This window comes from Candidatus Leptofilum sp. (genome assembly GCF_965223525.1).
GTDB lineage: Bacteria > Chloroflexota > Anaerolineae > Promineifilales > Promineifilaceae > Leptofilum.
On record NZ_CBDCWX010000004.1, the window covers coordinates 525,048 to 550,283 of the forward strand.

20 protein-coding genes and 1 other annotated feature (1 of these 21 cut by a window edge) are annotated in these 25,236 nt (G+C 51.2%); of the genes, 7 read left to right on the plus strand and 13 right to left on the minus strand.

The genetic code is table 11. The annotated features are described in order from the left end of the window. Window positions 1–146 (plus strand) — a binding site (T-box leader) (it extends 59 nt beyond the left edge of the window). 96 nt (window positions 147–242) lie between these two features. Continuing rightward, complete coding sequence (gene serS / locus ACOQPM_RS02470; protein WP_420627641.1) at window positions 243–1,604, plus strand: serine--tRNA ligase; 1,362 nt, start codon at window positions 243–245, stop codon at window positions 1,602–1,604. A 36-nt stretch (window positions 1,605–1,640) separates the two neighbouring features. On the opposite strand, the gene ACOQPM_RS02475 is transcribed toward serS, so the two are convergent. From ACOQPM_RS02475 to ACOQPM_RS02520, 10 genes are all read right to left on the minus strand, one after another. Then, entirely contained in the window at window positions 1,641–2,918 is a 1,278-nt protein-coding gene (locus tag ACOQPM_RS02475) for a glycosyltransferase (RefSeq protein WP_420627642.1), read from the minus strand. A gap of 17 nt (window positions 2,919–2,935) precedes the next feature. Then, complete coding sequence (locus ACOQPM_RS02480; protein ID WP_420627643.1) at window positions 2,936–3,940, minus strand: GNAT family N-acetyltransferase; 1,005 nt, start codon at window positions 3,938–3,940, stop codon at window positions 2,936–2,938. 245 nt (window positions 3,941–4,185) lie between these two features. Beyond that, on the minus strand, window positions 4,186–5,208 hold the full coding sequence (locus ACOQPM_RS02485; protein WP_420627644.1) for a DMT family transporter: 1,023 nt from the start codon (window positions 5,206–5,208) through the stop codon (window positions 4,186–4,188). Between the two features lie 132 nt (window positions 5,209–5,340). Continuing rightward, complete coding sequence (locus tag ACOQPM_RS02490) at window positions 5,341–6,609, minus strand: hybrid sensor histidine kinase/response regulator (RefSeq protein ID WP_420627645.1); 1,269 nt, start codon at window positions 6,607–6,609, stop codon at window positions 5,341–5,343. A 206-nt stretch (window positions 6,610–6,815) separates the two neighbouring features. Next, window positions 6,816–8,531: a pyridoxal-phosphate dependent enzyme gene (locus ACOQPM_RS02495; protein ID WP_420627646.1), complete on the minus strand. Its 1,716-nt coding sequence runs from the start codon at window positions 8,529–8,531 to the stop codon at window positions 6,816–6,818. Window positions 8,532–8,637: 106 nt separating this feature from the next. Then, complete coding sequence (locus ACOQPM_RS02500; protein ID WP_420627647.1) at window positions 8,638–12,687, minus strand: GAF domain-containing protein; 4,050 nt, start codon at window positions 12,685–12,687, stop codon at window positions 8,638–8,640. Between the two features lie 70 nt (window positions 12,688–12,757). Further along, window positions 12,758–13,579 (minus strand): SAM-dependent methyltransferase, encoded by an 822-nt coding sequence (locus ACOQPM_RS02505; protein WP_420627648.1) that lies wholly within the window; start codon window positions 13,577–13,579, stop codon window positions 12,758–12,760. Then, window positions 13,576–16,389 carry a GAF domain-containing protein gene (locus ACOQPM_RS02510; RefSeq protein ID WP_420627649.1) on the minus strand — a complete coding sequence of 938 codons (2,814 nt, stop codon included), beginning with the start codon at window positions 16,387–16,389 and terminating at the stop codon, window positions 13,576–13,578. Before ACOQPM_RS02510 ends, ACOQPM_RS02505 begins: the two co-directional genes overlap by 4 nt. Before the next feature lie 6 nt (window positions 16,390–16,395). Then, on the minus strand, window positions 16,396–16,830 hold the full coding sequence (locus ACOQPM_RS02515; RefSeq protein WP_420627650.1) for a response regulator: 435 nt from the start codon (window positions 16,828–16,830) through the stop codon (window positions 16,396–16,398). Between the two features lie 245 nt (window positions 16,831–17,075). Beyond that, the gene (locus ACOQPM_RS02520) at window positions 17,076–18,536 is read right to left on the minus strand and encodes a glycoside hydrolase family 13 protein (RefSeq protein ID WP_420627651.1); all 1,461 of its coding nucleotides are present in this window, start codon (window positions 18,534–18,536) and stop codon (window positions 17,076–17,078) included. Between the two features lie 172 nt (window positions 18,537–18,708). Between ACOQPM_RS02520 and ACOQPM_RS02525 the strand changes: the two genes are divergently transcribed. Next, a complete protein-coding gene (locus ACOQPM_RS02525) occupies window positions 18,709–19,194 on the plus strand; it encodes a YbaK/EbsC family protein (protein ID WP_420627652.1) in 486 nt (161 codons plus the stop codon). A gap of 81 nt (window positions 19,195–19,275) precedes the next feature. On the opposite strand, the gene ACOQPM_RS02530 is transcribed toward ACOQPM_RS02525, so the two are convergent. Both ACOQPM_RS02530 and ACOQPM_RS02535 read right to left on the minus strand, forming a co-directional pair. Further along, on the minus strand, window positions 19,276–20,934 hold the full coding sequence (locus ACOQPM_RS02530; protein ID WP_420627653.1) for an ArnT family glycosyltransferase: 1,659 nt from the start codon (window positions 20,932–20,934) through the stop codon (window positions 19,276–19,278). Further along, window positions 20,931–21,125 (minus strand): hypothetical protein, encoded by a 195-nt coding sequence (locus ACOQPM_RS02535; protein ID WP_420627654.1) that lies wholly within the window; start codon window positions 21,123–21,125, stop codon window positions 20,931–20,933. The genes ACOQPM_RS02530 and ACOQPM_RS02535 overlap by 4 nt, the downstream gene beginning before the upstream one ends. 236 nt (window positions 21,126–21,361) lie before the next feature. On the opposite strand from ACOQPM_RS02535, the gene ACOQPM_RS02540 reads away from it, so the two are divergent. Beyond that, window positions 21,362–21,964, plus strand: coding sequence for a DUF3105 domain-containing protein (locus ACOQPM_RS02540; protein WP_420627655.1), 603 nt, complete (start codon window positions 21,362–21,364; stop codon window positions 21,962–21,964). A 7-nt stretch (window positions 21,965–21,971) separates the two neighbouring features. Here ACOQPM_RS02540 and ACOQPM_RS02545 read toward each other — a convergent pair whose 3' ends face one another. Next, window positions 21,972–22,805, minus strand: coding sequence for an IS982 family transposase (locus ACOQPM_RS02545; protein ID WP_420627656.1), 834 nt, complete (start codon window positions 22,803–22,805; stop codon window positions 21,972–21,974). A 122-nt stretch (window positions 22,806–22,927) separates the two neighbouring features. Here ACOQPM_RS02545 and ACOQPM_RS02550 point away from each other — a divergent pair, with 122 nt between their 5' ends. The 4 genes from ACOQPM_RS02550 (at window position 22,928) to ACOQPM_RS02565 (ending at window position 25,199) form a co-directional block, all read left to right on the plus strand. Beyond that, the gene (locus ACOQPM_RS02550; protein WP_420627657.1) at window positions 22,928–23,470 is read left to right on the plus strand and encodes a DUF3105 domain-containing protein; all 543 of its coding nucleotides are present in this window, start codon (window positions 22,928–22,930) and stop codon (window positions 23,468–23,470) included. Between the two features lie 35 nt (window positions 23,471–23,505). Beyond that, window positions 23,506–23,838 (plus strand): hypothetical protein, encoded by a 333-nt coding sequence (locus tag ACOQPM_RS02555; RefSeq protein ID WP_420627658.1) that lies wholly within the window; start codon window positions 23,506–23,508, stop codon window positions 23,836–23,838. Window positions 23,839–23,951: 113 nt separating this feature from the next. Further along, entirely contained in the window at window positions 23,952–24,551 is a 600-nt protein-coding gene (locus ACOQPM_RS02560; RefSeq protein WP_420627659.1) for a hypothetical protein, read from the plus strand. A 123-nt stretch (window positions 24,552–24,674) separates the two neighbouring features. Beyond that, entirely contained in the window at window positions 24,675–25,199 is a 525-nt protein-coding gene (locus ACOQPM_RS02565) for a hypothetical protein (RefSeq protein WP_420627660.1), read from the plus strand. The last annotated feature ends 37 nt before the right edge of the window (window positions 25,200–25,236 follow it).

Below are 25,236 nucleotides of genomic sequence, written 5' to 3' on the forward strand. Positions count from 1 at the left end.
TGCAAGCGAATGATTGTTTAGCCGGAAATCCACTCTAGAGTCGCTGCCGAAACAAGGCAAGCCGGGTCAGCCCGTTACAGCTTTTGAGGTCGATAATTAGATTATCGACAAAACCAGGTGGCACCACGGGCCCCCTCGTCCTGGAAAAAGAGACGAGGGGACTTTTTTATTTTAGTTGATAGTGAGTTAGTGGCTGGTAACAATTACTAGCCACTAACAACTAGCAGCTTCCGGAGGTTCTTATGCTAGATATTAACTTGATACGTGAAAAACCAGAGTGGGTGAAGGAGCAGGTTGCCAAGCGCAACAACGATGCTCCGATTGATGAGATTTTGGCCGATGACGACCGTCGCCGTGAGATATTGAGAGAGGTAGAAGCCCTACGCCAAAAGCGCAACAGCGCCTCGAAGGAGATTGGCCGCTTCATGGGCAATCTCAAGAAAAAAGAGGCAGAGCTAAAGCGCATGGCGGATGGCCCAGAGGCCGATGCGCTGCGGGCAGAGGTAGAAACATTAGCTACTCAGGCTGAGGAAGCCAAAAACGCGCCCCGCAAAATCGGTGAGCAAATTGCCGTTTTTGACGAGGAACTCCGCGAAGTGGAAGCCCGCTTGCATGACAATTTGCTGTGGGTGCCCAATTTGGCGCATGAAAGCGTGCCAGTCGGCCCAGATGAGGAACACAATATTTTCCACGAGCCGCAGGGCGCACCGGAGCCGCAGTTCGATTTTGAGCCAAAGCCTCATTGGGATTTAGGGCCAGCGCTCAACATTATTGATTTTGAGCGGGGCGTGAAGCTGAGCGGCAGCCGCTTTTATGTGTTGCGTGGGGCAGGGGCTCGCTTGCAGCGGGCGCTCATCCAGTTCATGCTAAACACCCATTTGGAGCAGCACGGCTTTACGGAAATTTATCCGCCATTCATGGTGCGTTCGCACGTCTTTGAAGGAGCCGGGCAGCTACCAAAATTCTACGACAACATCTACCGGGATGCGGAGGAGGATTTGATGTGGCTGGGTACGGCCGAAATTGCCCTCACCAACCTGCACCGCGACGAAATTTTGGACGAGGCTGACCTGCCGTTGAAATATGTGGCCTACACTCCTTGCTGGCGGCGCGAAAAGATGAGTGCAGGCAAAGATGTTCGCGGCATTAAGCGGGGGCACCAGTTCGACAAGGTGGAAATGTACCAATTTGTCCATCCAGACGAGAGCTACAAGGTGCTGGAAGATATGAAGCAGTATGCCCAAGACATTTGCGACGCGCTGGGGTTCCGCTACCGCTTTGTGGATTTAGCCACGGGAGATGTGGGCTTTGCCATGACCAAAACATACGACATCGAAGTGTGGGCGGCAGGCTGTGGTGAATGGCTAGAGGTCAGCTCGATCAGCAATGCGGAAGATTTTCAGGCGCGTCGCTCGAACATCAAGTATCGTCCAGCAGAAGGGGGCAAGCTGCGTTATCCACACACGCTCAACGCCAGTGGCTTGGCGTTGCCCCGCGTGATGATCGCCATCATGGAGAATAATCAGCAGGCGGATGGTTCGATAGTAGTGCCAGAGGTGTTACGGCCGTACATGGGCGGCCTTGAACTGATTGAACCAAATTAGTGAAGATGTCATTCCGAATGGAATGAGGAATGACAATTACTCAACTGCTATTTTTCCTGACACACTGTCTTCATAAACCGCCATCATCCGATTGACGATGTTGGCCCAATCGTATTGCCGAGCGTAGTTGCGGGCTTGTTGGCCCATTTGCTGGCGGCAATCCTGATTGGAAAGCATCTCGTAGATGCGGGCGGCTAAGGCTTCCGGGTTGCGGCTTGGGACGTGGTAGCCCGTTACGCCATGCTTCACCAAATGTGCCAAACCCCCAACCTCTGAAGCGATGACGGGCGTACCCATCGCCATTGCTTCCAGCGCTACCATGCCAAAACTTTCGTAATGCGAGGGCATCACAACCACTTCGGCGGCGGCATAGTAGTTCGGCAAAATTTCCTGGTCCTTAGCACCTAAAAATGTTACTAAATCATGAATATCCAGGTCAGTACGTAGCTGCTGTAGACGCGCCATTTCCTCATCCAAGTCATCCGCCCACGGGTCGCCGCCGATGATAGCCATGCAAGCGTTATTTAATACGTCTGGGCGCTGTTCCTGAATGAGGGCCATCGCTCGTAGCATGGTATCTATACCCTTAAGCGGCTCAATGCGTCCGGCAAAGAGGATGTTGGTGTCGCCGCAGGGAATGCCTACACGCTTTTTAGCCACATCTTTGGCAATTGGTTGGAAACGCTCCAAATCCACACCGGGGGGGATAATGGCAATTTTGGCTGGATCGGCATCGTACAGTTCTTTGAGCTGGGCTTCTTCAGCAAGGGTGGCGGCGATGAGTTTGTCAGCTAGTGCCATCACCTTATATTCACCGGCCAGACGTGCTTCTGACGCGCGTTGGTTGTTGCTTTGGGCGATCTGGTTTTTCATGTGGCCCAGCGTGTGGAACATGTGGATGATGGGTACTTGCCAAGTGTCGCGCAGCTTATCGGCCACCAGACCGGAGAGCCAGTAATGGCTGTGGATGAGATCGTACTGGATGTTTTCGCTAGTGGCGAAGGCGAGGACGCCGGCGGTAAATTCATCCAGATGGTTGCCAACCTGGTCCACGGGGATTGGTTTTTCTGGCCCGGCGGGGATGTGGATGACGCGACCACCGCTGCCCAACTCATGCACAACGCGCGGGACGCAATCATCCTGGGAGCGGGTGAAGACATCCACGAAGATGCCTTGCCGCCCCAGCTCGCGGCTGAAGTCGCGCACATAGACGTTCATGCCGCCCGTTTTTTTGCCGCCAAGCATGGCAAGCGGGCAAGTGTGGACGCTGAGCATGGCAATTCGTTTAATTTTTGGTGTGGCTGCTAGGGTCATCTTTTTCTCCGAAGATTTTAGGAAGCAGGTTCCATGTGGATTCGGTAAATGGTTGTGTCTTCGGCTCCGAAGCGGTATTTGTAGGTTTCGTTGCCGCGCAAGAAGTCGAAGGTGGCACGGCCGTTTTCAATCGCAAACTCTATCGCTTTGGCCGTAATGACTACCCCCAGGCTCAAAGCACCGAACAGAGCCGGATCCAGACCTGAGTTGTACACCCAGATGCGATCTTTGTAGTCAAAGTTGAACAGCCCGGCCGCTTTTTTGCCACCGACTTCCATAAATAGCAGTTGCAGGGTGCCTGCTTTTTGGGCAGCGCGGGCGGCTTCGTAAAAGACGGCGCGACGGCCGTCATTGAGCCAATCTCGTTTTTCAAAGGTGCTTTTTTGCAGCAGGTCCAGGAAGTCGGAAACGGCCGTATCAATATCATCCTCTGACCCTACCACAACCAGCTCGGCCTCGGCTCCCTTAGCGCGGCGCAGCTTGCGGTTTATTTCGCGCCGCTGCTTGCTGCCGATGCCGCTCAAATAAGCGTTGAAAGAGTCTGCCAGGGGAATGATCGGGCACACTTCGTTGAGGGTTTCATTAAACAAAAAACCTCTCCGCTGCGCTTCTTGAGCCAAAATGGTGCGCGAGGGGGAGGCTTCTGGAATATTGCATAAATCTATGCTATGCCATTTGGGGAAGTTGGGGCTACATAAGCAATCAAGGATGGCTTGCCAAGCCATTTCTGCATGGTCTGGAGTGGTGATAAGGTCGAGGTAGTCAGTTTCCTCTACGCAGCCGTTGAAGTAGAGTGTGCCATCCACATTGTACAGGCTGGCGATGGCTAGGAGTTTTTTTTGGTCGTTGCGGACGGTGATGGTACGGAGACGCCCGTTTTCCGGGTGAAGATGCGTCCACCACGCTTTTTGGTATGCCAGGGTTTGGAACGGCGTGTCGGTGATGCCCCGTTGAGCCAAATCATCCCACTCGTTGGCCAACAGGGTAAATGCGTCACTGCCATTTATCAATTCAGTAATCATCGTTAAGCGAGCTATCCTTTTTGCAAATGATGAATGTTTTTTGCGAGCCGTTTCCCTTTCACGACTGATTTTATTATAGCGTGGAACAAGGCGGACACAATGAACGTCTCATGTAAACATTAGATAAAGGTCGAATACACGCCTGTTAGATGATGCTGAGAGAAGAAATCTTACGGGGCTAAAGTGCCAGGCACGGGATTGAGGTTATTCACTTTCATAAAGTCGTTCTTCCCGTGCCGAGAGGGCTATTGTTTGGGAAGAAAGCGTCGCCAGAGGAATTGCCACCAATCTACAAAGCGAGGCACGCCCCGCTCAAAGCGCACCAGGAAGATGCTTACCATTAAAACGGCCGCTCCCAGCCATTGTAAAAAAGTTAGACGCTCACCCAGAAAAACGGCCGCAATGGCAATGGTCACAACCACTTCAAACACGCCAAGCAGCGCGGTTTGAATGCTACCCATCGCTTTTACCCCCAAAAAGAGCGTCAAGCGAGAGAGAGCTGTTACCAGTGCCATTAGACTGATAGCTCGCCAGCCAGCGACGCTTACCAAACTTAAATCGGTGGGGGCAAAGAACCAGGCGACAGTTACCACGATGGCCATCGCCGAGATGGCGTACAAAGCCATTGTAGGGGCAGGAATGTCTAGCATAATGCGCTGGCTGAGCACAAGCTGAATAGCATATGTAATAGCGGCTACTGTCATCATGCCTACGCCCAGCCAATCAGCGGGACCTGCACCGCCTCGCGTAAGCAGGTAGATGGCTCCGATGGTAAGTGCCGTGCGCCCGATGGTGAGCAGAGAAATTGTTTGCCCGGCCAGCCGCAGAAAAACAGTAACAAAAACTAGATAACTTATGTTAACAAGTTGCCCTAGCGAGGCATCTATGCGGGTGAGGCTGGCGTAGAAGAAGATGGAGCCAAGTCCGTTGATGGCACCAGCGATCATGCTGCCAATGACGGCTGGGGTTGAACTACGAATGAGTTCCCGTTTGAATATGAGCATCCCCCCCCACAAAACCAGGGCGGCAATGATGGTGCGAAAGGCCACGACGGTGAGGACATTCACCCCAGCGGCATAAGCCACTTTGGCTAGAATAGGCACAGTGCCTAAAAAGATGGGAGAAAGAAGCCCCCAAAGTAAGCCTAATTGCCATTGTTGTTTATTGGAAAAAGCCTGCACTGAGCCTGCCGAAGCGGCCGTTTCCCGTTGCGTGTCGGCTGACGCAGGGGGAATAGCTGCTGGACTTTTGGGCGAGGGGGTAGCCATGTGTCTCCATGTTCAATAAACCGAAAAGCGACTAGATAACAATACCTCGGTTGCCGCATGAGCACTGTTTGTAAATGTAAAAAGATGGATGGATTAGACAAGGACGCAGATTAGTCGTAAAGAAATTGCAAATTACAGGTTTGCAGGCTTATTCATTTGCTCCAGAGGCAGCAAGATGTGGAATGTGCTACCAGGAAATTGTGCCGGATCGCGCCGCTCGCTTTCTACCCACACACGGCCGTTGTGTGCTTCAATAATTCCCTTCACAATTGCCAGGCCCAATCCTAGCCCGCCACCTTGAAATGCAGACTTGCTGGTGGAATGGTGGTCAATAGAACCTAGCGTATAAAATTGGTCAAAAATGCGGCGATGTTCGCTGTCTGGAATGCCAATGCCGGTGTCTTGAATAATGAGATCAACCGTGTCACCAACGGCTCGACCCACAATAAAAATGCTGCCACCGTCTGGCGTATATTTTATCGCATTACTTACAATATGATAAATGGCAGATTTCAATTGGGCCCCGTCGCCCTGCACAACGGGCAATTTTTCCAGATCGCCAATTTGCACATTTAGGTTCCGTTTTTCCACCACTTCCTGATACTCTTCGTACACATCCTGCACCAATTCAGATAACCGCACAGGCCCTAGAGCCAAATCCAGGGTACCAGATGCAATGCGAGCTACTTTGATAATCTCATTTACCACGTCTCGCATACGTACCACGCCCAAATTAAGCCCCTCAGCTACCCCCACTACCATTTCCGCTGGCAGCATATCGTCAGATTGCTTTACCTGTTCGTCTAGCAGATGGGCATAGCCACTAATGAGTGTAAGCGGTGTACGCAGCTCATGCGAAACCATGATAATAAAGTCGCTCTTAAGGCGATCTAGCTCGCGTAGCCGTCTGTTGGCGCTTTCTAACTCATGAATTTTGTTTTCCAGACGTGTTACCAGGTTTTGAGCATGTCGCTGCAAATGCTCATTTTTCTCATCTATAGAGATAGCATCTGACATGCCTTCTAAATAAGCGTTGACCTGGCCAGGAAAGTTAGTGACGTCAATCGGTTTGGTAAGGAAACCTGTGCAGCCAGCAGCCAGCGCCAGTTCGCGGTTGCCTGCGCTGTGGTTGGCGGTTAAGGCTACAATGGGCGTGTTGGAGAAGTTAGGCAAGCTTCGCAGCCGGGTGGTGATTTCACGGCCGTCCATGCTGGGCAGGTTAATATCCATCAGAATAAGATTCGGATGGTGTTCCCGGGCCATAGAGATGCCTTCCAGCCCGTCAGCGGCTACAACGACTTGGTACCCTTTGTTGTCCAAGACACGCTGAACCAATCGCCGACTGGCAGGATCATCTTCAATGTATAGGATTTTTGCAGATTGTGTGGCTATCTTATTCATAAAAAAAGCAATTTGTGCAGGTACATCGGTGAAGGCAGTTCTAATTGTGCCATAGAAAATATCATATTTGCAGTTTACATTGTGGCCTTTTATTGAAATTAGGACAAGCGGATAAAATAAGTCGTTTGTACTGGCAGCAAAAAAAGAAGGGTGAATTACGGCCGTAATTCACCCTTCTTTTATGTTTTTTAGGAAAAATGGGTGGTTTAAGGCAACGCTTTCTGGATGTCGTGCAGAAGGTCGGAATCCATAAAGGAGCCTTTTTGCAGCAGTGCCTTAATTTGTCCCTTCAGCCGCATTTTTTCATCTTTGGTAAGCTCTTTGGCTGTAATGACAATGATGGGGGTTTCTTTTAGAGTAGGATCTGCTTTCATCGCTTCCACCACGCCAAACCCGTCTAGTTCTGGCATCATCAAATCCAGAATCACTAAGTTGGGGCGCGTTTCCTGGATAAGACGCAGCCCACTTTGGCCATTATGCGCTTCGTCAATGAGGAAGTCGCCCTGCGCCTGCAAAATGCGGCGTATGAGCCGGGCGGCATCTGGGTTATCTTCAACGATGACAATGCGCTGCACGCGGCTGTCTAACTCTTCCAGAGCGGTGAGTATTCCCTCTTCGCGGCTGCTGTTCATCTTGGCCAGCTCGCCTGTGTCTGGCAGGGTCATGTCGCGTGTATAATGCTCGCCAATGATATGTTTTTCTACGGGGAAGGTGTGGCCAGAGCAGTTAATGACGACTGATTCATGTGGCAATATTTTCCCTTCACGAATCAGCTTGAAGAGGCCAGCAAAGGTAACGGCCGTTGCTGGTTCCACCGAAATGCCATCCATTTTGGCAACTAAGTGGAGTGCATTAAACGCCGCCACATCCGTAATGGCATCAATGGTGCCGCCATGTTGCAAAATCAGTTCACGCAGCACCTCATAAGCCTCGCCCGGTGCGCCAGTGGCTAGGGTGGTGATGTCTGTGCGCGGCTCTTTGATAGGAACGGCCGTTGCCAACCCACGATGAAAAGCATGCGCCATCGGCGCACAGCCACTGGTTTGGAAGCAAGCCAGCTTGGGCAGCTTAGAAACCAACCCTAGCCGCTTTAGCTCGGCAAAACCCTTCATCACGCCAACCGGACCCATACCGCCGCTAACCGCCTGCAAATACCAATCCGGCGTACGCCATGGGTGTTGGCTGCCGTTTAGAATGGCCGGATTTTGCCCCGCCTCAATACTGCCTAGCTGCTCCGCTATTTCGAACGCCAGGGTTTTCATCGCTTCTTTGGCGGCAATGGCCTTGATACCCCGATCCAAAAACAGATTCTTGCTGGCGGCAAACTCGGCCGCCACACGCTTGGCTTCATCATAAGTGCCAGCCACTTTGATAACTTCAGAACCGTACAGTGCCACCTCCCGCATTTTCTCGGCAGGGACAGAGCTTGTAACAAACACCCACAGCTTAATGCCTGCTCGCGCACTGTAGGCAGAGTAAGCAATGGCCACATTGCCCGTAGAGGCAACGACGGCCTCCTTGACGCCTGCCTCTTTCATGGCGCTAATGGCAATGGCTGCTTGCCGATCTTTGAAGGAGCCTGTTGGCCCTTGCCGTTCGTCTTTAATGTAGATGTTGGGATGCCCCAGCATAAGGCCGAGGTTTTGAGCTTTGAGTAAAGGCGTCCAGCCTTCACCCAAGCTGACAATGTTTTCGTCGTGGTGCAGGGGCAGCAGTTCGCGGTAGCGCCACAGGCTGGTGCCGCGCTGGTCTAGTTGTTGCAGCCACGCTTGCCCGCGCTGAGCCAGATGGCCGTTTTGTTGTGGATGGGTGAGTTCATATTCGGCGTCTAGCCAGCCGTTGTTGCAGTTAGGGCAGGCGGGTAACGGCCGTTCAAATGCAAATTTTGAATGGCAGGCGCGACATACAATTGTGATTCGCATAAAAGAAATCTCCCTGACCCATTTGGCTAAGTGGCCATCTGCTCACGAATGAGTGGTTTTATGCAGACGGCTTGGCGTAAACTGCTACCGATACAATTCAGAATTTTTAGCTTACAAGGTCTATGGTCGAAGGTGCGAGGGGAATTTCCGCTGGTTGTTCCTTACTCTGCACAACAGGCAAAACTACATAAAACGTTGTGCCTTTATTAACTTTACTTTCAAAATTGATAGTTCCCTGATGCGTTTCGATCAGCCATTTGCAAATGGGCAGCCCCAGACCCGTGCCGCTGGTTGTGCGTGTATTAGAGCTATCTGCCTGGGCAAACGGGGTAAATAACTTGTCATAATCTTCCGGGGCAATGCCTATGCCACTGTCTTTTACAGTCAGATGCAGCTGGTCATCTTCAGCATAGGCCAGCAGCCGGATTTCACCCTCGTCTGTAAATTTGGCAGCGTTAGACAACAGGTTGAGCACAATTTGGCGCAGGCGAATGGGGTCGGCTTCAATTTCTGGCAAATCATCGGGAATGTCCCATACAAAATCCACTGCCTCGTTAATTAAACTCCGCATGGTGTCACGCACCGGATTGATGGCTTGCTGCAACGAGATGGTCTCAAAATTGAGCGCCATCTTGCCCGCTTCAATTTTGGCCATATCCAAAATCTCGTTGATGAGCATAAGCAAATGCTGCCCATTGGTATGAATGGATTGCAAATCTTCTTCCTGGGCAGGCGTGGTGGGGCCATCTATGCCTTTGAGGATGATACGTGAGAAGCCGATGATGGAGTTAAGCGGCGTGCGTAACTCATGCGACATATTGGCCAAAAATTGGGTTTTTAGCTGATCAAGTTCGCGCAGATCTTCGTTTTGCTGCTGGGTTTGTTGGAATAGCTGGGCGTTGGCAATGGCTAGGCTGGTTTGTGTGCCCACGCTACGCAAAAGCTGCAAATCATTGTCGCCGTAGGCGCGTGCTTTGTAAGATTGGGCAGTAATGAGACCAATGGCTTTGCCTTCCTGAACCAGCTGCACCCAGAGGGTTGATTGTGGTTGACGCTTACCATTGGTAAGCGTTAAGTTTTGTACCAAAGGATCATCGGCGGTTAGCATTTGAGGCGGCGTACTCTGGTTTAGAAATTCATAAACTGCCTCGTTTGGTTCCAGGATGCGAGGCTCAAGGGTTCGTTGCTCATCTTCTACCACTGTGAAAATGGGCTCATATAAATTTTGGCTTGGGTTGTAGAGTGCCAGGTGGAAGATGGTGTTGTCTAGCAAACGGCCGACTTCAGCATAAATGGTTTCGGCCAGTAGCGACAGATCAAGCATTCGGGAGATGTTGGCCTGTACCTGGTTGAGGGTAATGAGCTCCTGGGCGCGATGCAGGGCTTCGTCTAGCAGCTTGATGTTTTCTAGCTGGGTAGTGAGATGATCCACAATTGTTTGGGCAAATTGAAGGTTAGCGTGGGTAAACGGCCGTTCCCCGCCCAGCGCATCAATAGCCAAATAACCCAGCAGCTCTTGCTGGCTGGCGGCCGGAATGAGCAGCGACGCATCGGCTCCAAACTGGGTGACGTGCTGCTGAATAGCCTCTTTGGGCACTTTTTCCATTTTTGACGATAGCTTGATTGGTTTTTGCTCGCGGCTGAGGCGTTCAAAAATAGTATCGCCCAGCAACGGCAGATGGTACGGTTTGTCGAAAGCTTTGCCGTTAGAGCTGGCTAGCAGCTTGCCACTGCCCTCGCCTGGTTCATAAACGACAAAGCGGCACTGAAAGGCACTTGTGTACGTTTGCAGCTCGCGGACGGTAATGCCTAGCGCATCGTCCCGCGTAATGGCCTGGTTGAGGGCGCGGCCGATGCGGTAGAGCATATCCGTTTGGCGCAACAGGCGTTGATTGGCCAAAATGGTGGCCGCCTGGTCGGCCAGGGTGCGAATGGATTGCAGGCTGGCATCGGCAAAGGCATTGGGGGCTTTGTGTGCTAACAGCAGGGTTGCCAGCCAATCGTCATCAATGTAGATGGGTATGATGGCGGCCGCATGACGGCCGTTCTGGGCAAAGAGGCGCAACGAAAACGGATCGATTTCCGGGTCGGTTTGGGCATCGGCCAAAATGATGACATCGGTTTGGGTAATGCGGTCGCTGTACCGGTATTTGTCCCGCGGGAAGCGGTGTGCTGGATCGACGGGAATGTCGTCGTCGCTCCAGTAAACTGGCGTGATGAGATAATCTGGCGCTTTGGGGTCAGCAATGACAATTTGAACCACATCGGCAATGTCGGATGCCTGGGCAAAATCAACCAGCGTTTTGTAAATTTCGTAAGCGTTGGTTGCCTGCCCAATGCGACGGCTGGCGGCATAAAGTCGGTTGGTTTCCGTCAGATTTTGTTGGGTTTGGGCAAAGAGATCCGCGTTTTCTATGGCGATGGCTAGCTGATCGGCCATGCTTTGCAGCACAGTGATGGTCTCACGGGAGAAGGCTCCCTGCTGCCTGCTTTGAACGGTGAGCGCCCCAATGATCTTCTGCCCGGCTTTAAGCGGCATGGCGAGTTCAGCCTGGGTGTCTGGCAGCAATGGGTTGGCTTTAAACGCGACGGCCTCTTGAATGTTTTGCTCTACGTGCGGCGCACCTGTGGCGATGACCGTGCCAACCATTGAGCCACCGCCAATTTCCTGACTGTGGTTGAGTGCAAGCTGGAGTTTGCCTGCTTCACCCGTGCCAGCCTGAAGAACGGCCGTTTTGCTGTTGCCATCTACCAAAAACAACCCAACGTAGTACAGGTTGAAGCGTGAGCGAATAAGCTCTACCACTTCGCTGATGAGCTGATCCCGATCCAGGATGGTTGTGGCCGCGCGGGAGACTTCGGCAGCAAGGCGTAGCTGATTTGAGTAGGCGCGGGTGGTTTGCACAAATTGGGCATTGTTCAGGGCGCTGCCCATCTCCCTAATGAGGTCTTGCACAAAGGCGCGGTCTTCTTCTGGCAAGGTGTCAATTCCAGGAATACTTACCTGGCCAAATTGGTTATCGCCAAGCTGTACGGGGAGTACGGTTGCCTCTTCTACATCTTCTGGCAATGCGGCCGTTTCTTCATCGCGTACAATATTTAGGCTGTGTTGGTCAGCGCGGGCTTGCAGCATGGCTTCTGGCGTGTTCCAGATGCTGTCCAGATAACGGCCGTGCAAAATTTCTAGCTCGTGGGCGCGCTGCTGCGTTTGGTTGAACAAGTAAAGGTTGTGCCAAAGGGCGGCCATATTTTGGGCAAAGGTGCGTACCAGGATGAGATATTCTTCGTACACTTCGGTATCTAAATTTTCATGGTTGGCCACCATGCCGCCCAGCAAATGCTGCCCTACACGCAAAATAACGCCAACCGCAAAGCCGTCCCTGCCATTTTCGGTTTTGTAGACACGCACCGATTCCCCTTGTTGGTCTAGGGCACTGTCTAGCAGAGCGGCCGTTTCTTTTGGGGCGCTGTCTCCCTGGTGCAAAAAGGGAGCCGTGGTGGTAATGACGCGCCAAGCTGCCTCGGTCTGATCGAACGCTTCATACAGGGTAACGTGAGTGATATCTAGTGCTTGGCAAAGGCCGATGATAGCATCGCGTAGCAGGCTAGCTTCGTCGTTGGTTTGGCTAAGGCGGGCATTGAGCTGCAAAATCTCGTTGAGGTTATCGTTGCGATCTTTTTGGGCATCGTGCAGTGAGGTTTGGCGTTCTAGCTGGGCGTGCAGGGCGCGCTGCAGGGCTGCTTGGGATGTTTCCTGGAATCTTTGCTGCACGATTTCACGGGCGTTGGCTAATTTTTCCAGAAAGATGAGTTGAAAATCGTTTACGCGGCGGAGTACAGCTGTGTCTAGTTGGGCTTGCGCGGTACGCTGCAAAGCACGCATCATTTGGCTGCCAGTGACGATCGCCATGCCTTGTTCGGCAAGTTGGGTGGCAACGGCCGCAATGTCTGAATCATTTGCCTCGAAGGCCAGGTATTGTTGCGCCACTGCCACCAATTGGGCGGCAACATTTTGCCCCCGCCGTGGCGAAGTTAGCACGCCACGATTGTCAATGGCATGGCGAACGAAGGCATCATTGAGGGCGGCTGTTAAGACGACCGTATCTATGCCAGCGTCTGTTGTGGGCTGAGCCACTACCTGTTCTTGCTCTTGCATCTCAATCCTTGCATTTGGCCAATTCCGGGAATATTGTCACCTCAGGAATCATCGCCTTCGGGACGTGGCCTCACTGCTTTAGCAAAAATGCTGCATAAAAGGCCATGCCGATTCCTTCTTCATCAGCTTCGGTAATAAAATCATCTGGCAGTCCCAAAAATTGTGAGATTGGCTCCACCAGGCTGGTATGCCACGGCTGCAGCATCTCCACAGAATCTTTCAGGGTGTTTAGTTGAAGGGGCAGCTGCGCCTGACGGCACAAATCTAAAAAATTGTAATATTTCTCAGGCATTTTTAGCTCGCCATGTGTTTGGAAAACAAGAAATAGCTTTGAGCCAACCGGTGCCCAGTCAAAAAGCGTTTTTGCTAGATGGTGCGCCTCTGGTTCTGTTAAAAATAGCTGGAGGCTGTTGAGGCCAATGGCAACTGGCTCATCTAAATTGATCAGTTTTAGCACCTCTGGTGCTTGCAAAATTGCCTTTGGATCGCGCCCGTTGCCCCGAATGTAGGCCAGATTTTCACGCTCGCTAAACAAGGAACGGCCGTAACTCACGGTCACTGGGTTAATATCGCTGTACACAATGCGGCAGCCGGGAGCAAAGCCATGCAAATGGTCATCTGATGGCATGCCCGATGCCAAGTCTAAAAATTGGGTAAACCCCTCGTGGTGCAAAATTTGGGCGGCTTCTTGAATAAAGGCGCGTCGCATTCGCACCCATTTGCGTAACGAGGGCAAATTTTCCAACATTTTGGCTGCCGCCTGGCGGTCTACTTCAAAATGGGTTGTGCCACCTACGATAAAATCGAAAATACGTGCCAGATTGGGCATTGAGGTGTCCAGGAAGATGGCGCTGTTAGATTTTGATTTTTGTGACGTGCCTGTGCTGGTCATGAGTTCTCTTTTTGCCGGCCAAGCTGTAGGGCAACGGCCGTTCCGTTCAACTGTTTAGAAAGTGCCTGTAAGCCAACGCCCACAATCGCCTCTACATCGGCCGATTGGTGCATTTTGGCGCTAATTTCATTGAGATAGGCTTGCTGCTGGGCGCGAGATTCTGCCTCGGCAAGCAGCCGCGCATTTTGAATAGCCACCGCTAGCTGCTCCCCCATAATTTGCAAGGTGCCGAGCAAATCATCGTTGAAAAGGTTAATTTCTTCACTTTGCACCGTAAGTGCCCCAATGATGTTTCCTCGCACGCGCAAGGGCAGCGCCAATTCAGAACGCGTTTTAGGCAAATGTGGGTTTGGCAGCCATTCCGAGTCGGTAGAAACATCGTGGGTAATGCGCGGCTTGCCATCTTTGGTGGCTCCACCAACTAGCGATTGCCCACCCACCCGGAGCCGACGTTGAGCCGCCAATTGCGCTGCGCCTGCTACACCACTACCAGCTTTTAGCACGGCATACGCTGCTTCTACCAGATACAGCCCAACGTAATACAGTTCAAACCGCTCTTTAATCAAATCCACCGCTTCTTGCATCAATGCTTCCAGGTTAAGGATGCTGGTGGTGGCGGCAGAGACTTCAGCGGCCGTTTGCATTTGTAGCCGTTGCTCAGACTGAATTGCCAACGCATTTTGTACGGCCGTTAGCTGGAGGAGATTATTGATAGCAATAGAGAGTGCGCCAGCAATAGTGGTTAGCAACTGAATGTTCCGGTCACTAAACGCCTCTAGATTTTGTAGAGAAATCACGCCAATGAGCCGGTTGGTTACAATAAGCGGAATACCCAGCCAAAATTCATGATAATCGTCCGTGGTACCCACCTGAAATGAGTTGAATTTGGCTTGGTTTTCTGGGGTGGCCTGGAGGTGCATCGTGCTGCGAGTACGGGCCACATGCCCGCTAAAGCCAGTTTCCACAGAAAGTGGCGGGATCTCGGATAAATCTACCTCTTCGCCGTAATCGTACAGGTAAAGCCAGTTAAGATGTTGCTGGTCTTCTGACAGCAAGAAGATGGCGAGTCCCGTTGCTTCTACAAGCGAGAGTATTTCGCGTCGGGTGGCTTTGTAAACCTGGATCAGGTTTGGGGCTTCTGACAGGGCCAAACTCAGCCGGTTCAGAGAGCTTAATTGGGCAACCCGGGCCTGGGTTTCTGAGGTGAGGATGGCGTTGGAGAGGGAAACGGCCGTTTCATTGGCCATCGCTTGCGCCAATTGAATCTCGTTATCTGTAAAATTTGATTGCCCCTGACCGCGATATAAGCGAACCAGACCTATAGCCCTACCACCTTGCACCAGCGGTACATCCATGTAACTAAGCTGCTGGTTTTCTGCCAACTGGGTCTGTTCAACTGGGTCCAAATGATCATCGGCAAGATGCCAAACTTTGGCCTGGCCAGAGGATAACGCTTTGTGTAAACCTGGGCGTTCGGCCAAATCATATGTGGCCAAATCCAGCCCAAACTGATCAATAGCACCAGTTGATAAATCATAAATAAAGTCAACTTGCACCATAGCCGTATTTTCTGCTTCTTCCCAGGATAAAATAGTGCAGCGCGATGCTTGTAGCCAGGTCGTAAGCGCCCTGGCTGCCCGGCGCTGCATCTCGCCCACATCCAGCGTACTGGAAAGCAAAGAGTTATATTCATACAAGATGCGTGCCTCGTTGAGGCGTGACTCTGTTTGGGCAAAGAGGCGAGCGTTATCAATGTTGATGGCAATCTGGTTGGCAATGATTTGCAGAATGGAGATATCTTCGCGAGAAAAAATGCCGGGGCGATCCCCTTGTACATCTAGAACCCCTAGTAGTTCACCCCTGGCCACGAGCGGCAAGGCCAGCTCAGTTTGCGTATTAGGTAAAAACGGCTCCTCTCTGTAAGCAGGATCATTTTGCACGTCATCTACCACGCGGGCTTCACGGTGTAGAGCCACCCAACCCACAATGGAATGGTTGTCAATTGGCAGTTTGTATTGCAAATTTACCAAATCAACCGGCACGTCTGTAGCCACTTCACGCAGATGTAGCTTTTTCCGTTGAGCCCCGGCCAAGAAAATAGAGACGTGATAGAAGCTAAATTGAGACTTGAGGAGTACGGCCGTATCTCGCAGCAGTTGATCCAAATCTAGAGAACTGCTCCCCTTTTCTGCAATTTCTGCACTAAATTGCAACTGTAGGGCGCGTCTTTCCAGCAAATTGCTTTGCCCTATGAGCTCATTTGCCAACACTTTAGAGTTACCTAATGCTCTTTGCAGAAATTCAGCCGATGCCCAGGCTACGACGCTAATGCCCAAACACGTTATTAGAAATTCGGCTACTGCCAGCAATGTATATGTATCTGACAATATGAAAAAGGCAGAAACGGAAGCAAGTGTCAGTGCACTGTAAACCACAGAAGCCCGTACAGAGTCCAGCGTGGCAATAGCCACAACCGAAATCAGCATCAAATATGGAAAAAACAGATTGCGGGTGGTGGAGACTAATAAAACGAAGAAGATGATGTTCAGCAGACCAAAGAAAAAGTGTGCAGCCAGCCGAATTCTACCGGCTCGAATTACTGCATAGGTAAGCAAGCCAAACAGTAGCGAGGCAATGAGTTGAATAAAGGCAAGCGTTGGGGTAATTTGAGAGGGTTGAACAATTTCAAGTACAGAACGAAGCACACTTAGGGCAACGAGTACGGCTACCAAGCCTTGAAGCAACCTGCCTTTTCGTTGTACTTCTACGTCATCACTGTTTATTTTGAGAAGGTTCAATGAAGCTAGCATGAGGGGTTATATTCCCAAGTCCCACACAGGCTCCCCGTTTAGAATTTGCTTGATTTGTTCCGGGAAGCGATCAGCATCCAGCGGTTTAGACAAGAAGCCATCAAAGCCGGCTTCGCGGGCTTTTTGCATTTCTGCGCTGCTGCCATGAGCCGTGACTACAACAACCAGCGTGTTTTGCAAATGAGGATCCGTACGAATTTGCTTGAGGGCTTCATACCCGTCTTCATGCGGCAGGCGCAAATCCATCAAGATAAGATCCACGCGAGACATGGTGTTGGCAAAATCTACCACACCCCAGCCGGTGGTTTTCCACTCACATTTTTGCACACCCATAAAGGCCAGCAGCCGGGCGATGAGTACAAAGTTTGAGACATTGTCTTCAACGACCAAGACATAGGCGTCTTTGGGATCAACAGGCGTTTTCAGATTCACATTACGCATACCGTGTTACCCTTTTGTGTGATATCGGTTTCATACTGAGTAGCCTCACCTGAGAAAACAAAGATCATACCCAGTTTGGTAAGTAAAGACGGGTTAGCTTGCTTTCTGGATTAACATCTATTTGGCTGGATGATGCCGATATGTTTATTATCATAGCGATTTATGCAGAATATTGCCGTTAAGGATACGAAAAAAGTAAGTCCCTAGAGTACGTAAGCCAACGTAGATGTTTCAACGATGCTATTTTAAGAGCTGCTGACCCAAACACGGCCGTTTCGCGGCGGCAAAGTTAGAGTGCTATGTGCTGTAAACGGTTCGCCGTTGGGATTTAGTTTCTCTTCCAAATGGTAAGCAAAGCCGGGCGGGGCGATTACCAATTCTTCCTGCTGCCCCATGTTAAAGGCGACAACGGCCGTTTGCGCCCGATATTGCCGCTGATACACTACCACACACTCATTAGCATACATGATCCGGAAGTTGCCCCGCCGTAGCGCTGGCGTTTCATGCCGCAGCCGAATATATTGCTTCAGGTCTTCCAGCAGCGTCGTGTCCCAACTGCCTTCATCGTGCCACGGGAACGCCCCGCGGCAGAGCGGATCGTGCCCGCCAGACATGCCAATCTCGTTACCGTAGTAAATATTTGGCGCACCAGGGCAGGTCATCTGGCACAAATACATCAGGCGCAGAGCCGTTTTGTCGTGGCGAGCCACCGTTAGCGTGCGTGGCACATCATGGCTGCCTAGCATATTCATCTGTGTCAACACAATTTCAGGATCGTAAAGTTGGTTAAAGATGCGCTCCATTTCTGTGGCAAACTGAGAGGCGTTCAATGGTTGAATGTAGCCATACCCAGTGCGTACCGTGTCCGTTTGGTCCATGTTGTGTCCAGAGAAAAAACCCAACGCAGCCCGCGAAAACAGGTAATTCATCTGGCCATCAAACTGATCGCCCTGGAGCCAACGATGGGCTTCCCCCCACAGTTCGCCCACAATGTAGGCATCAGGATTTATGTTTTTGCAGCGTTGCCGAAATTCCTGCCAAAATTCATCATCATCAATCTCATTGGGAACGTCCAGCCGCCAACCGTCAATGCCTTGTTTCAGCCAATAGGTAGCTACCTGCCATAAAAATTCACGCACCGCAGGGCTTGCGGTGTTAAATTTTGGCAAGGAGGGGATACCCCACCACGCATCGTAGTTGGGTGGCTGCCCTTCGGCAAAGGCGTTTACGGGCCAGTTATGTACATGAAACCAGTCGGTGTAGGGAGATTCTTCTCCACACTCCATTAGATGGTTAAATTGGAAAAAGCCACGGCTGGCATGGTTGAAAACACCGTCCAAAATAACGCGGAAATCTTGCTTGTGGGCTGCTTCCAGGAATTCGGAAAACGCACGATTGCCGCCCAAAATGGGATCAACATGGAGGTAGTCGTGTGTATGATACCGATGGTTTGAGGCAGAAGAAAAAATAGGGTTCAAATAAATGGCGTTGATCCCAAGTTCTTTTAAATAGGGCAACTTGTCAATGGCTCCCAGCAAATCGCCGCCCTGAAAGCCATGATAGGTTGGCGTGGCTCCCCAGGGCTGCAGATTTTTGGGTTTGGGCAGGTAACCATTGTTACCAAAACGGCCGCTCTTGGCGAATCGATCTGGGAAAATTTGGTAAAATATTGCGTCTTTTACCCACTCAGGGGTCTTTATACTCATTGAGAGTTTCTCCTAATGAACCATTATAGGCATTTTTTGTAATAGATTGCCTATCTATTTTAAGTAAAGAGTACCATTTTTACACCACAAATTTGGCATTTGGCCCAATCTGATTGTATGAAACGGTTATAGGGTGACCTAAATTAGGCCAAATGAGGGAGCAAGGAGCAACGTGGCAGCAAATAAAACTTTGGCTATGCGCTTTCTGGAAGGCAAAAAAGTAGCCTATGAAGCAATTCAATATGATTCTAGCGAGCGGGATGCAGAAAAAATTGCGCTTCAGCTCAATGTGCCACCGGAACAGGTATTTAAGACATTGGTAGTGTCGCCGCCAAAAGGTTCACGGAGCAAACCATTGCTTGCTGTGGTGCCTGCCAATCGCCAGCTAGACCTGAAAAAAGTTGCCAAGCTGCTAAAAGTAAAAAAGGTAAAAATGGCAACCCAGCAACAGGCTGAACAACTGACAGGGCTGCAGGTGGGGGGGATTTCGCCGCTGGCCTTGCTAAACAAGGGATTTGCCATTTATTTGGATGAGTTGGCATTGGCACAGCCGCACATTTTTGTGAGTGCCGGGGAGCGCGGCACTCAGATTAAGGTGGCTCCGGCTGATTTACGCAAAGTGACCAGAGCCAAAACGGCCGATCTCTCCTCTCCGTAAGCAGTATTCAGTTAGCGGTAAGCCGTATTCAGTGAAAAGGGGTGGTCACTTGCAAACTTGCCACTTGCATAGTTGCAAACCCTATCTTGGCCGCATGATGCAGTAGACAAAGCCATTCATCTGCACCAATGTTGTGGTTTCGTACTGCTGGCCGATGGCGTCTAGCACGGGTGGGGGATAAAACTGGGCGCGTAAAACCACGGTATCGAACGCCTGGTTGTTGAGCATAGCCAGCATTTCGGTGAGATCAACCTCGTTGTTGTTGTACAGGTTGAGCAGTTGGGTGGGGTTCGTAACAATTTCCCGCCCGGCGCGGAAGTTGAACCCGGCATCTTCACTGAATGCGGCCGTTTCCCCCCGCAAAATATGTTCTGTAATCTCAATGCCGGCGGCCGTGTCCTCGGCTGTAGGTAAACGCCCCAGCAGCGACACGCCTGCCGAATCCACGTATGGAATGGGTTCTGGGTCACGCGGGGCAGAGCAGGAGGTTTGTGGGGGAATCATCACTTCGGTGGGATAGCCCAGGGCGTTGGCGATGGCTGCCAGAGTGGGGGTGTGGGTGGGCATGTGGAACATCTGGCGCGCCTGGAAGAGAAAGAGCAAGGGGATGACCGTGGCGATGGCCAAATAGTGAATATTTAATTGTGAATTGTGAATTGTGAATTGTTTGGTCTTGGCTCGGTTGAGCAGACGGTTGAAGGCGAGGCCAGTGAGGATGCAGCTAGCGGCGATGGCGGTGGCGAAGTAGCTCTCGCCCGCGCCCCATTTTCCGGCGGTGATGCTGTTGACTACGGCCACCACAAACCAAATCGAGTAGAGGGAGAGTCGCTCAAAATAAAGCTGATAGACGGCAAACAGGACGGCCGTTACCGTCAAAACCATGTGCAGCCGAAACCATTGCCTAAACAGCCCTTCTGCCTGGCCAGGCACAAATGGGTTAATGTTGGCCGTGACCGTGTTGAGGAACCAGTAACCGTCTGTCGCAATGTTGATCCAGAGGAATATAAGCCCCGTAACCGCTGCGAATGGAATCGCCCAGGCAACTGCCCGCTTTGGTTGGCGCAAAAAGAGGAAGATAAAAACGGCCGCAACCGTCGCGTAGGCTAGCTGCTTCGTGTAGCCAGCAGCTAGAAGCAGCAACGTCACCACGAGAAGACGCTTGTTGCGTAAACGGCCGTCTGCTTCCTCCTTCTCAATGGTTCTGGCTAAATAAACCACCGCCACCGTCTCAAACATCACCATAAACATATGCTGCCGAAACAGCGGCCCAACGTGGTACACGTAGTTAGAAGCCAAAAATGCCAGCCCCACCAATGCTGAGAGCCACCAGCGTTTGCCTGTTTTTTGCACCGCGTAGCCAATGGCAACGGCCGTAATCAGCGTACCCAAGTAGGAAACCAATCGCCCCGTCCAATATTGTGGCCCAAAGGCCCACACCAGCGGCACAATGACCACATGAAACAGCGGCGGGTAGTTGGAAGAGTAAAAGGGAAAGCTATCGTTATCCCGGTACGGCCACTCTCCCTGGCTAAACAGCACCGTGTCCATCAGCTCAAACCCTTCTCCCTGATCGTAGTCGAAAGGGAAGCGGAAGAGCGCCACGGCATACATATTGTACACGACGAAGTAGCCCACAAACGCCAGCAGCGCCAGCCCGATGAGGATTTTGGGGAGGTAAGTTACGGCCGTTTCCCAGCCAGCTCTTTTGGTTTCTATTGATTCGATGGCTGGGCTACTCATGCAGGTTTGTCTCCTAGCGGCAGCAGCGTCAGCCCCACCAAAATAACTGCGCCAGCCGCCAGCAGCCCTAGCCGCTGCGTTGGCCCAATGCCGTTAAACTGCCCTGCGCCAACCAAATCAACGCCCAGCAGCCCTACAGCACCGAGCACGCCCAACCCGATAAATATCAACCCTAACTGTCTTTTGGTCATAAATAACACAACCACCTTCAAACACACGGTTTGCCTTGTTGGTCATTACTGCCCAATACTTTATCAACGGCAAGAAGAAATTGCTACACATTTGGTGAGGTAGAGTTCTGTCTGAGTTTCACATGAAAGGTTTACTTTTGTAGTGGATCGATATGAATTCGCGGGGATAATTGCAGTCGCCAATTTGCATTTGCAAATACCAGCGGCAACTCGCATAAAAACAACGGAGAAATATTGTGAGCAAAAAAGCATCTGAGCGGAAGCGAAGCAAGCGGGAAATTCGGCGTGAGCAGGTGGCGCGTGAGAAGCGTATGAAGGCATTGCGCCTGTGGGTGCCAATTGGCGTGGTGATGGTTGCTCTAATTGGCGTGCTTATTTACCGGGTAACGCGCCCAGAAGTGGAGGGGGTGACGGTTGTTGAAGCGGCCGTTTCCAATCAGCATGATGATTCCTTAGAAATGTCCTTTGGTGGATTGCCGCCGATGGGTGGGTCGCATGCTTCCGTTTGGCAAAATTGCGGCATTTACGATACGCCTGTTGCTGGGCAGTACGCAATTCATTCTATGGAACATGGGGCGGTTTGGATTACTTATCATCCTGATTTGCCAACTGATCAAGTGGTTGCTTTGCGCGGATTAGCCAGTGGCGATCCTTATATGCTGCTAAGTCCATATCCTGACCAGGCAAGCCCCGTTGTGCTAACCGTTTGGGATCGGCAGCTAGTGGTGGATTCCGTTGAGGATGCGCGTGTTGCTGAGTTTATTGATCGTTACCAGCAAGTACGTGGGCCGGAAGCTGGTGCAAGCTGCGCGGGCGGTGTTGGCACGCCGATTGGCTAATTGTAACTCAAGTTGCTACCTTAAAAATATGGCTGACACTCTCAGCCAGAACAAATAATGCGATTTTCAGCTCAAAGCCTGCGGCTGTGACTGCATGAATGCTCCTCGGCATCCTGCGTGCAATGGATGACCCTGTCGTCTCCACAATCTTGCGATGCAGTTTTATCCAATAAGCGCGCCACGGTGGATACGGCCGTTTGCTGTTTTTCTTGCGTACAGGACATAGTTTCACCTGTCTTGTCTCATTGATTAAGTCTTCCATGGTGTAATCATTGTAGATTTTGTCCGCATAGATTTCTGAACCCGTCGGTAGGTCAAACTGAAAGGAGCGCAGGTGAGTCACATCGCTTTCAGAACCCGGTGTTAGGAAGAACTCAACTGGTTGACCCTGACTGGTGACCATCAAATGTAGTTTGAGTCCATAGAAGTAGCGGCGTTTGCTCGCAATCTTGCCGCGATACTTCTCTTCTCGATAGAGACGACAGCGGCGAATGCGCCAATTGTCACACACCACAATAGGAAAGGTATCGATCACGTAAATCGAATCGCTACTGACCCCTTTCCAGTGGGCGCCCAACATCTCGATAAAGGTCACGATGTAATGGCTCACTCGATGCAGACGACGTGAATACCGACTTTTGCTCAACATGGTTGGTATGTAGCCGCCTTGATGCAAGAAGGCACGGGCAAGTTCATAATTGCCGCTAAAAAACAGAGCAGCCACGATTGCTGTGGTGATGACCTCGGAATCGTTCATGCGGCATTGACTGTTTTCATGATGACCTAAACCAAGCAAAAGGTCGTTAACCAGCGTGTAAATCGCTACAATTTGTTCGTCCATGATTGTCCTCGTAAAAATGGTTTGGTGGTTCAAACCCACTTTACTTGGCTTTCATGGACTTCACCATTTTTGACTGTTAAGGTAGCAACTTAGGTTAATTGTAAATATTTTTGGAGCAAACGATGTTTAGCAATCGTAGAAATTTGATTATTTTGGGTATGGCTTTGGTGGGTGTGGTTGGTCTGGCAGTCATCGTTTATTTGAATGCGCGGCCAGAGCGGCCAATTGAGGGCGTTGTGCAATTCCCACGCCCGGAACGAGGGCATGATGACACGCTGGTATTTGACGGTTTAGAGATACCCCCGGCTGGTGGCGAGCATTATAACATTTGGCAAAATTGTGGCATCTACGCGGAATCCATCGAGGCCGGCAATGCGGTGCATTCGATGGAGCATGGGGCGGTCTGGATTACGTACCAGCCTGATTTACCAGCAGATGACGTGGCCAAACTGGAGGATATTACGCGCAGCCAATCATTTTTATTGCTGAGTCCTTATGAGGGACAACGCAGCCCAGTTGTTGTAACAGCGTGGGGCTTCCAGCTTGAGGCTGATTCGGCGGATGACGGCCGTATCGAACAGTTCATTGAGCGGTATCGGCTGGGGCCAACGACGCCTGAGTTGGGTGGGGCGTGCGTGCAAGGTGTGGGTGTTCCCTTGCCGTAGGGCTTTTTGAAACAAAGTTTACTGAATTCATGCTTATGGTTCGTTCGCGGCTCATCTTTGTTTTTCTTATTTTGGCATATCTGGGCGTAACCCCGGCTGGGGTTTATACCTGTGCCTGTCTGGTTCCAGCCCAGCCTGTGATGCAGCAAGTGGTTGTAGATGGGCTTCCTGAACAATCTTCTGTGTCAGATACGGCCGTTGCCACCCTCATCACTTTTTTCTCCCTTGCCTTCTTGGTAACCGTGGCATTTTTACTGGCTGCTCACCGCTGTGGGTTTCGGCGGTGGCAGTCGCAATGGCATCTCCCTCTATTGTTTTCTGAACCACCCCCAACACCGCCTCCTCACGTTGCCCAAATCCTCTTTTAGTTGATACGGACAGAAAGTTGCAGATGAGAGGCAGTTGAATCTGCAATGGCTGTTGATTATCATGAAGCCAAAATGAACACATAATTTAACTTTACATAAATAGGGAATAATTTATGACGAAGCAACTTGCTCGACGCGTTCGGACAACTTTTTTGTGGGGAACGGCCGTTTTCCTGGCACTCCTCACCTTTTCCCAAACCAGCAGCACGGCCCTGGCGCACACCCGCATTGAAGTAGGCCCATACGCCATTGTGGTTGGGTGGCTACAAGAGCCGCCCATCGTGGGTGAGCGGAATGCCATCACCATCGAGGTTACCGAAGATGAGCAGCCAGTGGCTGGGGCCGAAGCGACGCTAGACGTGGAGGTGCTTTATGCAGGGCGCACCTGGCGGGCGAATATGAACCCCACTGAGACGCCTGGTTTGTACACAGCCACCCTCTTCCCCACAGTGCGGGGCGTTTACACCACCCGGCTGTTTGGCACACTGGGCAGCACCGAGGTAGATGTGGAGGTAGACCCAGAGGAAGTGCTGCCGGCCAGTAATCTGCAATTCCCACAGCCGCTGCCAGACAGTATTGCTTTGCAAGAGCAGGTGGCACAACTGGAAGCCGAGCTGCAAACTGTCCGAACCTGGTCGTTTGTGGGCAGCGGAGCTGGCCTGGTTGGCATCTTGCTGGGGTTGATTGGGCTGCTGCGTCGTCGTTCTGGTTAATGTGTGATTTTGGAAGAAACGGCCGTTTCACCAAAATCCCGCTTAAAAAATGGAAATAAGCACCAACATTTGCTGGCAAGGCTTATTAGCTGCCTGCTGGTAAAAACATAAGGAAGAAAACAAATGTTAAATAAAAACAACCTGATTCGCACATGGCTTATTATTGGATTGCTTTTCGCAGGGCTTGTCCTGGTGGCTTGTTCTGGCACGGGCGGTACTGAACCTGCCACCGATGATGACTTTATGGAAAGCATGGATGATGAAGACATGGATGCCATGGAGCATGATGATATGGACGATATGGATCATGATGATGAGCACGACGATCATGATGATCACCCCAACCGCGTTCCCAACGAAGGCGGCGCCGCCATTTCCATCACCTCACCAGAGGCAGGCACCACGTTCAGTACGCTGGATCAGGTGCTGGTTGAAGTAGAAGTTGAAAACTTTGCGCTAGGTGAAGACGGCAACCATTGGCACGTTTATGTGGATGGCGTTTCCTTTGGTATGGTGATGGGAAACAATACGGATCAAGCACTGCCTGGCCTGGAACCGGGAGAGCATGAAATCTCCGTGTTCATGTCTATCAGCACTCACGAAGAGTACGAAGATGGTGATTCTGTGACCATCATTGTTGAAGAGTAGATTTACCCTTACCCGGGCCTTTTCCCTTTTGGGGAAG

Excerpts from the sequence above, each read along its gene's own strand:
- serS (WP_420627641.1), top strand. The coding sequence starts at position 243 with ATGCTAGATATTAACTTGATACGTGAAAAACCAGAGTGGGTGAAGGAG.
- ACOQPM_RS02475 (WP_420627642.1), bottom strand. The coding sequence starts at position 2,918 with ATGACCCTAGCAGCCACACCAAAAATTAAACGAATTGCCATGCTCAGC.
- ACOQPM_RS02480 (WP_420627643.1), bottom strand. The coding sequence starts at position 3,940 with ATGATTACTGAATTGATAAATGGCAGTGACGCATTTACCCTGTTGGCC.
- ACOQPM_RS02485 (WP_420627644.1), bottom strand. The coding sequence starts at position 5,208 with ATGGCTACCCCCTCGCCCAAAAGTCCAGCAGCTATTCCCCCTGCGTCA.
- ACOQPM_RS02490 (WP_420627645.1), bottom strand. The coding sequence starts at position 6,609 with ATGAATAAGATAGCCACACAATCTGCAAAAATCCTATACATTGAAGAT.
- ACOQPM_RS02495 (WP_420627646.1), bottom strand. The coding sequence starts at position 8,531 with ATGCGAATCACAATTGTATGTCGCGCCTGCCATTCAAAATTTGCATTT.
- ACOQPM_RS02500 (WP_420627647.1), bottom strand. The coding sequence starts at position 12,687 with ATGCAAGAGCAAGAACAGGTAGTGGCTCAGCCCACAACAGACGCTGGC.
- ACOQPM_RS02505 (WP_420627648.1), bottom strand. The coding sequence starts at position 13,579 with ATGACCAGCACAGGCACGTCACAAAAATCAAAATCTAACAGCGCCATC.
- ACOQPM_RS02510 (WP_420627649.1), bottom strand. The coding sequence starts at position 16,389 with ATGCTAGCTTCATTGAACCTTCTCAAAATAAACAGTGATGACGTAGAA.
- ACOQPM_RS02515 (WP_420627650.1), bottom strand. The coding sequence starts at position 16,830 with ATGCGTAATGTGAATCTGAAAACGCCTGTTGATCCCAAAGACGCCTAT.
- ACOQPM_RS02520 (WP_420627651.1), bottom strand. The coding sequence starts at position 18,536 with ATGAGTATAAAGACCCCTGAGTGGGTAAAAGACGCAATATTTTACCAA.
- ACOQPM_RS02530 (WP_420627653.1), bottom strand. The coding sequence starts at position 20,934 with ATGAGTAGCCCAGCCATCGAATCAATAGAAACCAAAAGAGCTGGCTGG.
- ACOQPM_RS02535 (WP_420627654.1), bottom strand. The coding sequence starts at position 21,125 with ATGACCAAAAGACAGTTAGGGTTGATATTTATCGGGTTGGGCGTGCTC.
- ACOQPM_RS02545 (WP_420627656.1), bottom strand. The coding sequence starts at position 22,805 with ATGGACGAACAAATTGTAGCGATTTACACGCTGGTTAACGACCTTTTG.
- ACOQPM_RS02550 (WP_420627657.1), top strand. The coding sequence starts at position 22,928 with ATGTTTAGCAATCGTAGAAATTTGATTATTTTGGGTATGGCTTTGGTG.
- ACOQPM_RS02555 (WP_420627658.1), top strand. The coding sequence starts at position 23,506 with ATGGTTCGTTCGCGGCTCATCTTTGTTTTTCTTATTTTGGCATATCTG.
- ACOQPM_RS02560 (WP_420627659.1), top strand. The coding sequence starts at position 23,952 with ATGACGAAGCAACTTGCTCGACGCGTTCGGACAACTTTTTTGTGGGGA.
- ACOQPM_RS02565 (WP_420627660.1), top strand. The coding sequence starts at position 24,675 with ATGTTAAATAAAAACAACCTGATTCGCACATGGCTTATTATTGGATTG.